Genomic DNA, 16,450 nt, shown 5'->3' with positions numbered 1-16,450 from the left:
GAGGCTCCACGCTCCGAGCTCAGGCACGAGGACGGTGGACCCGCCGACCGGCAGGTTGGGATTCGATCAGCCCGCTCAGGTCCAGCCGACCGCTGGCGAACAGCCGAGTGCCACGGCGAGCAGACTCACCACGAGCATGGGCCGCATCAGCGGGGGCCCAGTGTGGCTGCAAGCTTGTTCGTATTCGGGCCGACGAGCTCCGTACGTTTCCCGTCGGGGGAGAAGATGACGAGATATGGCAGCGCCCGGAGTCGCGAGCCCAGCTCGCGAGCGAGCGGTGACTCGAAATCCACCACTTCGAGCTTACGAACGGCGAGGTCCGGGCGGTGCTCGATGAGCTTTCGAAGCTCCGCATCGACCACGCGACACGGTCCGCACCAGTCCGCGTACACGTCGAACACCGTGTACTTGCCGGCGACCCGCAGCTTCTCGAGTGGTCCGACCGCAGCGCCGTGCTCGGTCAGCACGGCGACATCAGCGCCCTTCGGGTACTCCACGTGCGGCAAATAGGCGCCGCTGCCGGCGCCGACGGTACCCTTGAATCCGGCTCCCGAGTTGGCGATCGCTGCGAGCACGGAGTCATCCGTGACGCCATCCGCCAGAGTCACGGTGAATTCGACCTTGTGAATGTCGAACTCGGACTTCCTGACGCCCTTGAGTTTCTTGAGCCCCGCTTTGATCTCGGTACCGCAGTCACCACAGTCCACACCGCGAACGGAATACACCTGGGTGCGATCGGCGCGAGCCGCCGAGGTGGTCACCAAAGCTCCGAGTAGGATCGCTGCAATCCAACGCTTCACGTCGAGTCCTCCGAATCGGCCCGGCGCCGGGCGCGCAACGGGGCTGGGAGCATTCGCCCCGGACAAGCCCCTTGCAACGAGGGGATCGCCGCGTTCGGATCGCCAAGATTCAACGCGGAGAATACCCGCGCGGCTCGCGTTTTGTTACGGCTGCGGCCCTTCGTCGGTCCGCGAAACATAGAAGTCCGGCGCGGCCATCCGCTCGAAGATCTGCTGCTTCTCGGACTCGAGTCTCTCGATCCGGCCCGGCAACTCGCCGAGTTCCCGCTTCTCCTTGAAGCCGGCGCGACGCGGGCGAGTCCCGTCGCGTTCGACCTTCGCTCGCGCGCTCGCGCCACCTCGCGGCGCCGACCCGGCCGGCTTTTTGCCGCAACCAGTCCTCGTAGCCGCCCACGTACTCGCGCCACTGGCCGTCGCCTTCGAAGACGAGCGTGGAGGTGACCACGTTGTCGAGGAACGCGCGGTCGTGCGACACCACGATCAGCGTGCCCTGAAACTCCACGAGCATGTCTTCGAGCAGCTCGAGCGTTTCCAGGTCGAGGTCGTTGGTCGGCTCGTCGAGCACCAGCAGGTTGCAGGGGCGCGAGAGCACCTTCGCCAGCTGGAGGCGTTTCCGTTCGCCGCCCGAGAGCTTCGAGACCGGTGCCTGGATCTGTTCCGGCGTGAACAGGAAGTCGCGCAGGTAGCCAACCACATGACGTTCGCCACCGCCGATCGCGATCATCTCGCGGCCCTCGGCGATGTTCTCGACCACGCTCTTCGCTTCGTCGAGCACTTCGTGCAGTTGCTCGAAGTGCTCGGTCTCCAGCTTGGTGCCTGCGGTGACCGTGCCGTGCTGTGGTGCCATCTCGCCGAGCAGCAGGCGAATCAGCGTGGTCTTGCCGCAGCCACTCGGGTCGATGATGCCGACGCGATCCCCCCCGCATGAGCTCGTTCGTGAAGTCGCGAACGATCGAAGTGTCGCCATAGGCGTGGCTCAGGTGCTGGCAGCGCAGCACCACGCGTCCCGAGCGTTCGGCGTCCTGAAGCTGTGCCTTGACGCGCCCCACCGAGTCGCGCCGCGCGCCGCGCTCGAGCCGCAGGGACTCGAGAGCCCGCACACGGCCATCGTTGCGCGTGCGGCGCGCCTTGATGCCGCGCCTCACCCACGCTTCCTCCTGTGCGAGCTTCTTGTCGAACAGGGCGGCTTGATCGGCCTCGACGCGCAGCTCCGCGTCGCGCTGCTCCAAGTAGGCGTCGTAGCCCGTGCGATAGCTTCGGATCTCACCGCGATCCAGATCGAGGACGCGGGTCGCGAGGCCGCGCAGGAAGCTGCGGTCGTGGGTCACGAACAGCAGGGTGCCGCGGCGGCGAAGCAGCGACCCCTCGAGGTGGCGGATCGCATCGATGTCCAGATGATTCGTCGGCTCATCGAGGATCAGCAGATCCGGATCGCGCACGAGCGCCGCTGCGAGCAACACGCGACGCTTGGAGCCGGCCGAGAGTGAGCGGATGTCGGCGGCGAGATCGATGGAGAGATCGTGCGCCGTCTTCTGAATGCGGGTCTCGGTCTCCCGCGGCGCATCACTCTTTGCGGGCCCACACACGTCATGCAGGTAGGCGCTCACCTCGCCGGCGAGATCGAGCGGCACATCCTGCTGAAGGCTGGCGATGCGGAGCGCGGGACGTTTCGCGATCTCACCCGAGTCGGGGGCGAGCGTCCCTTCGAGAATCTTGAGCAGCGTGGACTTGCCCGCGCCATTGCAGCCGAGCAGCCCGATCCGCTCGCCCTCCTCGATCTGGCTTCCAAGGTTCGGTGTCTCACGCACGTTGGCAGAGAGGGCACGTCGTTGCGAGCGCCAGCAGCGCGGAGCACGGGCCGTGAGAGTCCGCGGCACACCTCGTGATGCGCTCGCCCGGTCGTGGAGCGCTCACCGTCCCCGCGAGCCCCGCTCCCCTCTACACGCCCCGGCGACCACAGGCTTCGACTCTCTACCGCCTAGTTGACGGGGAGGCATTGCTCGAAAGGCTCCGAGAGCTTCGGCTAGGGCTTGTGATTGAGCGAGTAGAGCGCATACGGGTGGACGTCGACTGGTTCGTGGCACTCTAGCGCGAGCACACACGGAACTCGTGCAGGCGAGGCCGCAATGGATTCGATGCGCTAGATGCCCGGAGCTGCCCTGCGCAAGATCGAAGGACACGGGATGCACGTTCGCGTGTCGGTGGCTGGAACGCGGAGGGAGCTGGTGGGTAGTCAATCTTGCGGTCGCTGGAGGACGCCAATGGTCGCCGAGGGAGTTCGCGGGATCGTGCTCAAGGAAATCCGCGAGGCGTCGGTGCCCATGGTCGGACATGGGCTCGGTCACGGGCTCGACCTGAACGAGTGTCTACTCGAAGAGCCGGTGATTCGATCCTTCAAGGAAGGCGTAGGAGCGGGAGGGACAATCTCGCTCTGGGTCGTGCTGGAGGAGGATCGGTCAAGAAGCGATTCGTACCTGATCGTCTACGATGAGGTGGAGAGTCAGTTCGGCCTGGCCAGTGGAAGTCGTGATCAAGGAACCCTGATTGGTTTCCATGGGTCCTTCCTGTCGACGCTCAAGGGATGTGACGTCTGGCGTCCGCTCGGCGAGCCCGCGACTAGCGAGAGACAATCTGTAGCCAGTTCTGTAGCCAACACGGTCGACACCGCTTGCCTCCCGCCCGCAAACTCGTGTAAACACGCCGGCGGAGAGGTGGCAGAGTGGTTGAATGCGGCGGTCTCGAAAACCGTTAAGGCTCGCAAGGGTCTTCGAGGGTTCGAATCCCTCCCTCTCCGCCAGCGTTCCGAGGGCTCCGGAAGGCTGATTCCGCTGGGTTTGCTGCCCGCCGGGCAGCGTGGTACCCCTTCCGGCCGGCCCGCCTTGCGGAGAGGTGTCCGAGTGGTTGAAGGAGCACGATTGGAAATCGTGTAGGCGCTAATACCGCCTCGAGGGTTCGAATCCCTCTCTCTCCGCCATCCTTCCGCGTCCGTTTCCCAGGATCCCATGAGCCTCGACTTCCTCCGAGACCCCACGTTCGCCTGGGTGTCGCTCGCCGTGTTCGTGGTGGTGTCGCTCGCCGTGGACATGATCATCCACCGCAAGAGTCACGAGCTGGCGCTCAAAGAAGCGCTGGTGGGCAGCGCTTTCTGGGTCTCGCTCGGGCTGCTGTTCAACCTCGCGGTGTTCCTGTCCCGCGGGCCGCAGGCCGGCACCGAGTTCCTGACCGGCTACATCATCGAGCTGTCGCTCAGCGTCGACAATCTGTTCGTCTTCATGGTGCTGTTCCGCTACTTCCGCGTGCCGGCGGCGTTCCAGCATCGTGTGTTGTTCTGGGGAATCTTCGGCGCGGTCGTGATGCGGCTGATCTTCGTGTTCGCCGGCGTCGCGCTGCTCGAGCGCTTCCACTGGCTGATGTACGTGTTCGGCGCGATCCTCGTGTGGTCGGGCATCAAGATGTTCACGCAGCACGAAGTCGAGGTGCACCCCGAGAAGAACCCCATCCTGCGCCTGTTCGCGCGCTTCGTTCCGATGACCGCGGACTACGAGCGCGATCGCTTCTTCGTGAAGCGCGCGGGCGTGCTCATGGCCACACCGCTCGTCATGGTGCTGATCATGATCGAGATCACTGACCTGGTGTTCGCGGTCGATTCGATCCCGGCGGTGCTCGCGGTGACGCGCGACCCGTTCATTGTGTTCTCGTCGAACATCTTCGCGGTGCTGGGCCTGCGCGCGCTGTTCTTCTCGCTCAACCACGTGATGAAGCTGTTCCACTACCTGCACTACGGGCTCGCGGGCATTCTCGCGTTCATCGGCGTGAAGATGATCCTCTCGGACTTGATCCACATGCCGACCTGGCTCGCCCTCGGCGTCGTGGTCGTGACGCTGGTCGGATGCATTGTGGCCTCTCTGATCTGGCCGCAACGCTCGCCGCTCGAAGAGCCGGCGCCGACCGGCCCGCCGCCGCACATCGGTCCCGACGGGGATTCGTAGGCTCGAACGCGTCGCGCTGATGCGCGTGCTTTCGCCCGCTCGCGCGGGATTTGGCGCGATTGCTCTCACGCGCACCTGTCGGTGGTTCCGACACAATCACGGGCTGCCGACTTCGCAGCGCGTGCCGCGCCCCTCGAACCCGCACTGAGTCGTGAGTTTCGGGTTGCCGCAAATCGTTGCGTCGCAGCCCTGACCGGCCGTGGTCCCGGCCGGGCGTGCCCAAACCGCTGACAAAGCGCGGACGTGGCCCTGCGATTGCCTATAGCAAGTAGGCACTTCGACTGGTCGTCATGACCGTTCGCCACGGATTGGCCCTCACCTCATCTCGCATTCGCATCCTTCGCGGAGGCCGTTCCCCCATGAAGCATTCCCGTGCCGTGTCACGTCCGGGCTCCCGGCGTGATGGGATTGGATTCTCACTCGCGCTGACCTTTCTGTTCCTCGGGGCGCTGTTCGTCGCGCCGGCTCACGCGCAGAACGGTCTGCAACTCGACGGTTCGAACGACTACGTCACGATCGGCGCCGCGCCCACGCTGGGCACCTCGAGCTTCACGGTCGAGACGTGGTTCCGCCGCACCGGCGCGGGCGTCGCGACCAGCACTGGCTCGGGTGGTGTGACCGCAGTCCCGCTCGTCACCAAGGGCCGCGCCGAGGCCGACGCCTCGACCGCGGACATGAACTACTTCCTCGGCATTCGCGGTACCGACTCGGTGCTGGTCGCCGACTACGAAGAAGGCACCGGGCAGACGAGCCCGGGTCTCAATCACCCGATCGTCGGCGTGACGGCACTCAAGCGCGACGTGTGGTACCACGCAGCGGCGACGTTCGACGGCACCACGCTGCGCCTGTATCTGAACGGCGCGCTCGAAGCGACGGTCGTGGTGGGTGCCTCGCGCTTGCCGCAGTCGGCCAGCACTCAGCACGCCGCTCTCGGCTCGGCGCTCACCACCGCGGGAACCGCGGCGGGCTTCTTCGCCGGCACACTCGATGAACCGCGCGTGTGGAACGTGGCGCGTGCGCAGCTCGACATCCAGAACGCGATGCTTCAGGAAGTCGCGAGCGGCGCCGGACTGATCGGGCGCTGGGGACTCAACGAAGGCACCGGCACCAGCGCCGCGAGTACCGTCGGAGGCGCGCCGAGCGGCACGCTGACGGGCGGACCGACCTGGGCAGTCGGCGCGAGCTTCGGTCCCGCGTGGGCACTGTTCTTCAGCGGCACCACCGGCGTTGCGGCGCTCGGCAATCCGGCCGCACTCGGGCTTTCGCAGTACACGATCGAATGCTGGTTCCGTCGCGACGGCGCCGGTGCCGCCACCGACGTTGGCGCGGGTAGCGACGATGCGATTCCGCTCATTGCGCACGGGCGAGGCGACCAGGACACGGGGCAGGTGCACGTCAACTGGTTCCTGGGCATTCGCGAGAGCGACGGTGTCCTGATGACGGACTTCGAGGAGAGCTCTGCGGGTGCAACGCCGAGCCTCAATCACCCGACCTACGGAACCACGGCGTTGCCCCCGGGAAGCGCCTGGCACCACGCCGCCGCGACCTACGATGGCACCACGCTCAAGCTGTATCTCGATGGAGCGCTCGAATCGAGCGTGGTGGTCGGCCAGCCGGCCGGCACGCCGACGGTCATGCCGGCATCGATCGGCAGTGCGCTCGATCGCAACGGCGAGGCCGACGGATTCTTCCACGGCGTGATCGACGAAGCGCGAGTCTGGAATCTGGCTCGCTCGCAGGCGCAGATCCAGTCGACCGCGAACACGCAGATCGCCGGTGCCAGCGCCGGGCTGGTGGCGCGGTGGGGATTGAACGAAGGCACCGGAAGCTCGATCGCGAGCAGCGCGGGCACCGCATTGCCGGGCACGCTGAACGCGACGGGTTGGAGCTGGGTAGGAGGGGCACCGTTCAATCTGAGCTTCCTGGCGCCTGCGCCGCCGACCGCACTTGCGGCCGTGGCGCTCAGCTCGACCACGATTCGCCTCACCTGGACCGACAACTCGAGCAACGAGTCGCGCTTCGAGATCGAACGCTCGACCACCGGCGTGGGCGGGCCGTTTACGCCGGTCGATCAGGTTTCGGCGAACGTCGTCACGTTCGACGATGGCGGTCGCACCCCGGGCAGCGAGACCTGCTATCGCGTGCGCGCCGCGAACGGCAATGGCAATTCGAATTACACCAGCAGCGAGTGCGCGACCACGCCGCTGGTCACGCGCACCGCGCTCGACCTGGCGGGCAATACCTACGTGACGTTCGGCGATGCCGACGTCGTGGACCTGGCACAGTTCACGGTCGAATGCTGGTTCCGGCGCGATGGCGCCGGCACCACCACCACCACCGGCACCGGCGGTGTGACCGACGCGATCCCGATGGTCACCAACGGTCGCGGCGAGTCCGAAGTCTCGAACGTGGACCTGAACTGGTTCCTGGGTCTGCGGGCCGCCGACGGCGTTCTGATCGCTGACTTCGAAGAGGGCGCGGGCGGCACCAGCCCGAGCTTGAATCACCCGGTGATCGGCGTGACGCCGATCGCGGCGAACGGGGTGTGGCACCACGCGGCCGCCTCCTACGACGGCGGCACCTGGAGCCTGTATCTCGACGGCAACCTCGAAGCCACGGTGGTGGCGGGGCAGCCGGTGGCGTCACTCAGCACTCAGCACAACGCGATCGGCTCGGCGCTGACCTCGACCGGCACCGCCGCCGGCTTCTTCGAGGGCGCATTCGATGAAGTACGGGTCTGGAACTCGGCGCGCTCACTGACTCAGATTCGCTCCACTGCAAACGGGCAGCTCGATCTCGCGACCTCGGGCCTGGTCGCGCGCTGGAGTCTCGATGACGGCAGCGGCACCGCGGTCGCGAGCTCGGCGGGCACCATCGCGAACGGCACTATCAGTGGCGTGGCGTTCACCTGGATCGGGCCCGCACCGTTCGATCTGGCGTTCAACACGCCACCGGCGGTTCCCACGCTCAACGCGCCCGCCAGCGGCGCGACCGGGACCAGCACCAGCCCGACGCTCTCGGTGTCGGTGAGCGATGCAGATGGCGATAGCGTCACCGTCACGTTCTACGGACGCGCGGCCGGTCCTACTGCCGGCCCGGACTTCACGCTGCTCGGGATACCCGACACGCAGTTCTATACCTCACACCTGAACGGCGGCTCGAACGCGATCCTGTTCTCACAGATGAACTGGACGCTGGCCAACCGCGCGAGCCTCAACATTCCGTACATGGTTCAGCTCGGCGATTGCGTTCAGAACGGCGACAACGGCGGCAGTCCGATCGAGTGGCTGCGCGCCGACTCGGCGTGGAAGCTGGTCGAGAACCCGCTCGCGACCACGCTCGCCGACGGCATTCCGTATGGCATCTGCGTCGGCAATCACGACCAGTCACCGATCGGCGACGCCGACGGCACCACTACGTTCTACAACCAGTACTTTGGGAGCGCGCGCTACGCCGGCCGTGCCTACTACGGCGGGCATTACGGCGGGAACAACGACAACTGGTTCGACCTGTTCAGCGCTGGCGGGCTCGACTTCCTGTGCATCGGACTCGAGTACGACACCTCGCCCGATGTCGCCGTGCTGAACTGGGCCGACAGCCTCATGAAGGCGTATCCCAGTCGTCGCGCGTTCGTCGCCAGTCACAACCTGCTCGGCTCGGGCAACCCCGGCACGTTCTCGACCCAGGGCTCCGCCACATACAACGCGCTGCGCGACAACCCGAACTTCTTCATGATGCTGTGCGGCCACGTCTCCGAGGAGGGTCGCCGCGTGGACACGTTCGAAGGCCGCACGGTCCACACCGTGATGTCGGACTACCAGGCGCGCACCAACGGCGGCAACGGCTGGCTGCGGCTCATGAACTTCTCGCCCGCGAACAACGTGATCCGCGTACGCACCTACTCCCCGTGGCTTGTACAGTTCGAGGCCGACTCCGATTCGAGCAGCCAGTTCACGCTCGCCTATGACATGAGCGGCGGGGGAGCGGCCTACCAGGTGATCGGCTCGGTCAAGGTCGCATCGGGCGAGGTCGCGAGCCTGGTGTGGTCCGGACGCACCGCCAACACCGCGTATCAGTGGTACGCGGTGGCGAGCGATGGGCCGACCTCGCAGACCGGTCCGACCTGGTCGTTCACGACCGGCACGACCACGGCAGTGCCGGGACTTTCGGCCACTGAGTTCGCAATCGGGCCGGTGATCCCGAACCCGACGCGTGGCGCCTTCCGCGTGAGCTTCGCACTCCCGCAGGCCGGGGTGGTGCGCGCTTCGCTGCACGACGTGATGGGGCGCGAGGTCGCGGTGCTGGCCGACCGCAGGTTCGCGGCGGGCCGTCATGAACTCCACGCCGACGCGCTCGAACGCGTGCGCCGGCTCTCGAATGGCATCTACTTCGTTCGCGTGAGTGCCGCGGGTTCCACCCGCGTGCAGCGCGTCGCGATCGTTCAATGAGGGGCCGCGCCATGAAGACCTTCCGATCGCTGCTGCTCGCCTCCGTCGCCGCGGCCGTGTACGCGGCGCCGGCGGGCGCGCAGACCGGCGTGCAGTTCGATGGCACCAACGACTACGTCACGTTCGGCGCCGCGCCAGCGCTCGGCACCGCACAGTTCACGCTCGAAGTGTGGTTCAAGCGCACCGGCATCGGGGTCGCGACCACCACCGGCACCGGCGGCGTGACCTCCGCCATTCCGCTGCTCACCAAGGGGCGCGGCGAGGCCGAGGGCAGCAACGTTGACATGAACTACTTCCTAGGACTGCGCAGCACCGACTCGGTGCTGGTCGCCGACTATGAAGAAGGCGCGGGGCAGTTGAGCCCGGGACTCAATCACCCGGTGGTTGGCGTCACGCCGGTTCGCAGCCACGTCTGGTATCACGCGGCGGTGACGTTCGACGGCACCACGCTCAATCTGTACTTGAACGGAAACCTCGAGAGCACGGTCGCGGTCGGTGCCGGCCGCCTGCCACGTTTCGACAGCATTCAGCATGCGGGCCTCGGAAGTGCGATGACCTCGACCGGCCTCGCCGCGGGCTTCTTCGCAGGTACTCTCGACGAGGCGCGCATCTGGAACGTGGCGCGCACCCAGCCCGACATTCAGTCCACCATCACCTCTGAGCTGCCCTCGGGCGCCGGACTGATCGGGCGCTGGGGGCTGAACGACGGCAGCGGCACGACTGCGCTCAACAGCATCGGCGGTGCGCCAAACGGCACGCTGACCAACGGGCCGACGTGGGTCACGGGCTCGAGCTTCTCGCTCGACTACGGCCTGTTCATGGCGGGCACCAACGGCTTCGTGACGTTCGGCAACCACGCGGCACTCGGACTGCCGGCCTTTACGCTCGAAACCTGGTTCCGCCGCGACGCGGCGGGGGTGGCGACCTCGACCGGCACCGGTGGTGTGACCGCCGTGCCGCTGATCGCCAAGGGCCGCGCCGAGGCCGACGGCACCACCGCCGACATGAACTACTTCCTCGGCATTCGTCCAGCCGACAACCTGCTGGTCGCCGACTTCGAGGAAGGCGCGGCGGGAACATCACCGGGACTCAATCACCCGATCGCCGGCGTCACGCCGATTCTCGCCAACGGCGCGTGGCACCACGCGGCAGTCAGCTACGACGGCGCGACCTGGAACCTGTATCTCGACGGTGTGCTCGAGGCGACGCTCGCGGTCGGGCAGCCGGTCCAGTCGGCGAGCATTCAGCACGCCTCGATCGGCAGCGCGCTCACCTCGGCCGGAACTGCGGCGGGTTTCTTCGCGGGGGCTATGGACGAAGCGCGGGTGTGGAACGTGGCGCGCACGCAGGGACAGCTCCAGAGTGCCATCAACACGCCGCTCTCAGGGCCACAGGCGACGCTCGTCGCACGCTGGGGCATGAACGAAGCCGCCGGGCTCTCGACGCTCAACAGCGCGGGCGGAGTCGTGACCGGCACGCTGACCGGCACCGGCGTCAATTGGACCCACGGCGCTCCATTCAATCTGACTTCGGCTCCGCCTCTGGATCCAAGCGGACTGGTTGCCGCGGCGCTCGCATACAACACGGTGCAGCTCACGTGGGCAGACAACTCGACGGACGAGACCTCGTTCGAGATCGAGCGTTCCACCAGCGGCCCCGGCGGCCCGTTCTCGCCGCTCACGAGCGTGAGCGCGAATATCGTGTCGGCCCTCGACGCACCTTTGACGGCCGCTTCCTCATATTGCTACCGAGTACGCGCCGTGAACGGAGTCGGCGCCTCGGGCTTCACCAACGCCGAATGCGCGACCACGCCGGCCGAGTCGAATCAAGCACTCGACTTCTCGGCCGCCGGCACTCACGTGGCCCTTGGCATAGCGCCGTCTCTCAACGCCGCGCAGTTCACGGTGGAATGCTGGTTCCGTCGCGATGGCGCGGGAACGGGCACCAACTCGGGAGCCGGTGGCATCCCCGACGTGATTCCGCTGGTCGCCAAGGGCCGCGCCGAATCCGAGACTGCCAACGCCGACATCAACTACATGATGGGGCTGCGCGCGAGCGACGGCGTGCTGTGCGCCGACTTCGAAGAGGCGCAGAGCGGTGCCACGCCGGGACTCAATCATCCGCTGGCGGGTGTGACACCGATCGCGGCCGACGGCGTCTGGCACCACGCCGCGGTCACCTACGACGGGAACGAGCTGCGACTGTTCCTCGATGGCTGCCCCGAAGCGAGCCTTGCGATCGGCCAGCCGGCCAACAGCGTCAACGTCGCGCATGCGTCGATCGGCACCGCGATGACCACTGCGGGTGTGGCGGCCGGCAACTTCGATGGCGCGATCGACGAAGTCCGCATCTGGTCGGCTGCCCGCACGATTGCCGAACTGCAGGCCGGAATGGGCGGCGAACTGAGCGGGCCGGTTGCGGGGCTGCTCTGCCGCTGGGGGCTCAACGAAACTCTGGGCACCATCGCGTATGCGAGCACCGGCGGTGTGAACGGCACGCTGGTCGGCGCCGCGTTCACGCGCGTCGGGGGCACTCCGTTCGGAGATCCGCTGGCGCCGAGCGCCACCGTGCTGAGCCCGAATGGCGGCGAACACTTCGCGATCGGCGGCAGCATTCACCTGACCTGGAGTGCCGCCGACTGCTTCGGTGTTGCGACCGTCGATCTGTTGATTTCGCACACCGGCTTCGCGGGCCCGTTCACGTCGATCGCGATCGGGATTCCGAACGACGGCGACTTTCTGTGGACCGTGACCGGTCCCGAAGCCGACAGTCTGGCGGTGTTGCGCGTGGTCGCGCACGACGGCGCGGGTCATGACGGCCTCGACGAAAGCGACACCGCGTTCACGATCTTCGATCTCGCCACCCCGACGTTGCTCGCGCTGTTCACCGCCGACGCGAGCGCCCAGGGCATTCGCGTGAGGTGGCAATTCGGGCCCGGCACACCAATCGTTTCGCAGCGCATCGAGCACGCCGCGCGCCCGCAGGGGCCGTGGACGCTGCTCGACGTCGCGGTGACGCGCACCGGTGAGTTGCTCGAGATGCTCGATACCCAGGCACTCGACGGCGCCCCGCACTGGTATCGCCTGATCGTCGAGTCGACGGACGGCACGCAGGTGTTCGGGCCGGTCGGCACCACCGCGATTCGGCCGATCCTGGCACTCGCGCTCGGGGCCCCGACGCCGAATCCGGCGCCCGGCGGCTTCCGCGTCGAACTGGCGTTGCCGGTCGCGACACGCGTGAGGCTCACGCTCCACGATGTCGCGGGACGCAGCGTCGCCACACTTCACGACGGCTGGCTGGCGAGCGGTCGCCATCCGCTCGCGTTCGATCGCCAGACGCTCGGACGACTGCCGGCCGGGCTCTATCTGATGCGACTCGATGCCGGCAACCGCCGCATCACCCAACGCGTCGTGCTGGTGGATTGATCGCAACTCGCTCAGATCGATCGGAGACCACGAAACAGATGTCGCCGGCGCCGGGTATTTCCCGGCGCCGACGACGTTCCGGCGCTGACCGCGACCGGTGAATCGACTGACGTTCTACGAACGATGCGACGACTTTGCGGTTGCGACTCCACGATCCCTAGGGCATCACGACGACGCGGGCCGTGCGCGTCGTAACCCACGCGTCTTCCCATACACGCGCCCGCGCGAAGCACATGCCGCGGATGCCGCGCTGCGCTGCGTTCGATTCGAAGCGATGCCGCCCCGCAGCGAGCGTCCCCTCATGCAGCGTCGTGAGTCGGCGGCCCGACACGTCGAACAGCTCGAGGCTCACGCGCGATACTCGCGGCAGATCCAGTGCGAACGCGGGCGCCGGGCCGGGTGAGGCGACGCTCGCGAAGCGCAGCTCGCGAACTCCCGCCGCCGAATTTCCGGCGCCTGGAACGTCGACGATCCCGGGCAGGACTACGACCCACACCGACTGATTCCGATAGTGCACGTCGAGCATCCCGGCGGCCGGGACGCCATTCAGCGTGACGTTCGAGAACGTGCCGGTACGGCTCGTGCACGCGAGGATCTGGAAACTATCGCCAACCGCGGCGGCGAAGCTCGGGAGGAAGCGCAGGTCGAGCGTCCCCGCCAGCGCCGCGGGGCCGCAGATGACGGTGTCCTGTTCGGCGATCGCTGGATTGCCAAGTTCGAATTCGAGACGGCCGTCGCCATTCATCTGCAGCGAACCCACCACAATCAGCTTGCCGGCTGAATTCCCGGGAGCGAGTGATCCCGACACGACCGTATTTGCGACGACGTTGCCGGTTCCCTGCAGACGACCACCCGCTTTGACGCGCAAGTTGGTGCCGGGATTGCCGACGGCACCCGCGGTCAGCTTCACCGTGCCACCCACGCGCACCGTGTCCGTGGCACTGAACAGAACCGGAATTCCGGTTGCGACCAGCCGGCCGTTGATTGCGACGGTCGACGCGATCGGCGCGTTGCCGAGCGTCGTGGTGCCATTCGGTTCGACGGTCGCGCCGGAGTCGATCTGCACCGAGGCGTTGATGGGTCCGAAGCCCTCGAACCGGCTACCGGCGAGGAAGATGAACTTGTCGCCACTCATGCCCTGTCCGGTGCCGGTGACCTTGCCGCCGAGGCGCAGTCCGCTTGCTCCCGACGAAACGATGCGGCCGCGGGGCGTCAGGTTGCCGTTCACGGTGCCGAATCCCGTGAGCGCGTGATCGGCCGCGATCACGGCGCCTCCGGCCGGCGGGTTGAGCGTCCCGCCGGAGAGCGTGACGCGCCCTACCATGGCGCTGTCGGCGTCGCGCAGCGTCACCGTCGCGCCGCCGAGCGTGAGCGTTCCGAGCATGTCGTATCCATCCGGGACGGTCATGCCGAGCGAGAGCGGAAGGCCGCCACTGGTCGAGATGTGGCCGGTAGTGTCGGTGCCCGAATGGATTCGCGACAGCATGTCGCCGGAGGCGGCGATGATTCCGTTGGCGACGGGGAGGATCGTGCCGCCGAGCGTCTTGCCATTCGAGAGCGTCATCCGACCGCGAACTTCGAACACACCGTCATGCTCCATCGCACCGCCCGAGCTGAGGAACAGTGTGCTTCCGGGCCACACGGTCGTGGTGCCCGCGCTCCCGTCGAGCGACAGCAGCGCGGAGTCGCGAACCGTTACGGTGCCGACGCCGGTGCCGGGCGCGGTCGCGGTGCCGCCGATCGCGAACTCGCCCGATACGTGTGCCAGTGTTCCCGCGTCCTCGATCACAACCGCGCCGCTCGAGCCGTTGAGTGTGGCGACGCGTAGGTCGCCCAGCTCCGCCTCGGCGCCGGAGCGCTGGTTGAACGCGCCGGTGCCTGCCTGCCCCACGACCAGCGACTTCTCCGTGTTGAGCGTGCTACCCACACCCACGAGATCGAGCGTGCCGTTGCCGCCGGCCAAATCGCCGATGACCGCGTTGAAGTCGTTGACGACGAGATCCGATCCGCCGAGCACGCGCATTACGGCCGACCCGGCATTCCCGACGCGAAGCGTGGGGAGCGTGTTCGAGCCGAGCGTGGACTGAGTTCCCGACAGCAGCTCGAGTGTGGGGGTCCCGGCAGTGCTGTTGAGTCGCAGGGCGCGACCCGACGTGCTAAGCGTGCCGCCCTTGACCTGCAGCAGTCCGCCGAGCAGGTCCAGCTCATTGGCGGGCTCGCCGAGGATGAGGTGCTTGGTGGTAAAGCGCCCTCCACTCTTCACAACCAGCCTCCCGAGCCCCCCCGCCACGTCATCGACGGTGATCGTCGAGTCGCCGACATTCACGGCTCCTCGCGAGTCCACCGTGAACGTCGCCGTGCCTTCGGCGCTGCCATCGATCTGGCTCGCAATCCTGAGATCGCCGCCGAGCGTGACGCGCGCGCTATCGAACGCGCTCTCACCGACCACCGTCATGGTCGCAGTTCCCAACGAGCCGCTCGCCATCTGGATCCCGCCGGCCAGGTCGAGCAACGCTCCGTTGCTGACATCGACCGTGGCGTCGCCCTTTCCCATCAACAGGTCTGTGTCCGCGTAGTCGACCTCGACCGTCGAACGGCGTATGAAGGGGCTCACGCCGCCGCCCGAGATGACGAGGGTTCCGATTCCACCTTGTGAGGCGAGTTGCGGTGGGACTCGGCCATAGAGCCGCGCGCCGCTGACGACCGACACCGTGCCCTCGCCCGACCGGCCGATCTGGAGTGACTCGGTGAAGTCAATCGAGTCGAGTGGGGCGGTGTAGGTGACGTTGGTCTCGGTACCGCTAAGGGTAAGCGTCCCGATGTTCTCGTGGCCGATGTAGAAGTTTCTGAGGACCGACAAGTCACCGAACGAGATCGTCGCGGCCGGCGTTGGGCCGGCGGCGACGTTGAATACCGCGAACACCGTGCCAACGGTGTGGGGAGTGGAAAAGCGAAGCGTCGGGCTTCCATCGCCAACCCCAAAGTGATCCGATTGCGGAACCGCCACACCAAACGTCGTCGTGTACGAGTTGTTGATGTCGAAATTGAGCCAGTCGGCCGCGGCCGGTACTTGCGCGGGGTTCCAGTTGGCCGCGGTGCCCGCAGTGCCGCCCGCGGCGTTGATCCATGAGAGGTTCGCGCTCCATGCGGACGCCGGCAGCGCCGTCACCGCGACGAGCCACGTGAGCAGCAAGCGCTTGAAAAAGTGTTGCATGATGTTCCTCCGAGAGTGGCGGTGGCGACGAGCGGCCAGCAAGGGGTGACGGCCACTTGGAGATGGCGTCGATTCGCGGTCGCAGCGGACACGCGATTTCGCGCGAGGTCGGAGGAGTCGCTATCGCCGGTTCTGCCGCGCCCGTGCCACGTGGAGCATCAGCGTTGGCGCCATGCCCCAGCGGCGACAGCGGACGAGGGCCGAGTCAGCGCTGCCGCTCGCGTGGGCCGGTCGAACCCACGACACCGCGCACTCCACGCACGCTCGCAACGGGTGGCGAGCCGGGACGAATGAGTCCGCGAGTGCCGCCGCCCGCTCGAGCGAGGCCCTCGCCTCGTTCGGCTCCGCGAGTCTTGGCGCCGCGAGTGCCGCCGAACCGAGCTCCAGGAGCCCCTCCACCTGCGAGAGCCGCGATCCAGACACGCGCGGGGTGAGCGCCGCCACCAGCGGTCGAAGCGACGTGGGATCGGGAGACGAGGCGCGTACCATGTCGCGCGTTGCGACGCGCAGCCGAAGCAGCGCCTCCTCGCGCGAGGGTGTCGCGGGCTTGCTCGGCGCGGAGGAAGCGCGCGTG

General features: G+C 67.1%; 6 protein-coding genes, 2 tRNA genes and 1 pseudogene. 5 read left to right on the top strand and 4 right to left on the bottom strand.

Features of this window, described 5'->3' with window-relative positions:
- Positions 1–146: 146 nt before the first annotated feature.
- The 3 genes and pseudogenes from HOP12_13160 to HOP12_13150 all read right to left on the bottom strand — a co-directional run bounded on the left by HOP12_13160 (position 147) and on the right by HOP12_13150 (position 2,677).
- On the bottom strand, positions 147–800 hold the full coding sequence (locus HOP12_13160) for a hypothetical protein (GenBank protein ID NOT35090.1): 654 nt from the start codon (positions 798–800) through the stop codon (positions 147–149).
- A gap of 109 nt (positions 801–909) precedes the next feature.
- Complete coding sequence (locus HOP12_13155; protein ID NOT35089.1) at positions 910–1,767, bottom strand: ATP-binding cassette domain-containing protein; 858 nt, start codon at positions 1,765–1,767, stop codon at positions 910–912.
- Positions 1,768–2,107: 340 nt separating this feature from the next.
- Positions 2,108–2,677: pseudogene (locus HOP12_13150) on the bottom strand (ABC-F family ATP-binding cassette domain-containing protein).
- Positions 2,678–3,505: 828 nt separating this feature from the next.
- On the opposite strand from HOP12_13150, the gene HOP12_13145 reads away from it, so the two are divergent.
- From HOP12_13145 to HOP12_13125, 5 genes are all read left to right on the top strand, one after another.
- Positions 3,506–3,597, top strand: a tRNA-Ser gene (locus HOP12_13145).
- Positions 3,598–3,683: 86 nt separating this feature from the next.
- Positions 3,684–3,774: transfer RNA gene (locus tag HOP12_13140), tRNA-Ser, on the top strand.
- A gap of 28 nt (positions 3,775–3,802) precedes the next feature.
- Entirely contained in the window at positions 3,803–4,789 is a 987-nt protein-coding gene (locus HOP12_13135) for a TerC family protein (protein NOT35088.1), read from the top strand.
- Between the two features lie 359 nt (positions 4,790–5,148).
- Positions 5,149–9,237, top strand: a complete 4,089-nt coding sequence (locus HOP12_13130; GenBank protein ID NOT35087.1) for a T9SS type A sorting domain-containing protein — start codon at positions 5,149–5,151, stop codon at positions 9,235–9,237.
- 11 nt (positions 9,238–9,248) lie between these two features.
- The gene (locus tag HOP12_13125) at positions 9,249–12,662 is read left to right on the top strand and encodes a hypothetical protein (GenBank protein NOT35086.1); all 3,414 of its coding nucleotides are present in this window, start codon (positions 9,249–9,251) and stop codon (positions 12,660–12,662) included.
- Positions 12,663–12,819: 157 nt separating this feature from the next.
- Here the strand turns inward: HOP12_13125 and HOP12_13120 are convergent, their stop codons facing one another.
- The gene (locus HOP12_13120) at positions 12,820–15,876 is read right to left on the bottom strand and encodes a hypothetical protein (protein NOT35085.1); all 3,057 of its coding nucleotides are present in this window, start codon (positions 15,874–15,876) and stop codon (positions 12,820–12,822) included.
- Positions 15,877–16,450 lie beyond the last annotated feature (574 nt).

The organism is Candidatus Eisenbacteria bacterium (genome assembly GCA_013140805.1).
In the GTDB taxonomy this organism is placed as follows: Bacteria; Eisenbacteria; RBG-16-71-46; order RBG-16-71-46; family RBG-16-71-46; genus JABFRW01.
Note: the sequence above shows the minus strand (reverse complement) of the source record. Positions and strands in the feature narration are given on the sequence as shown.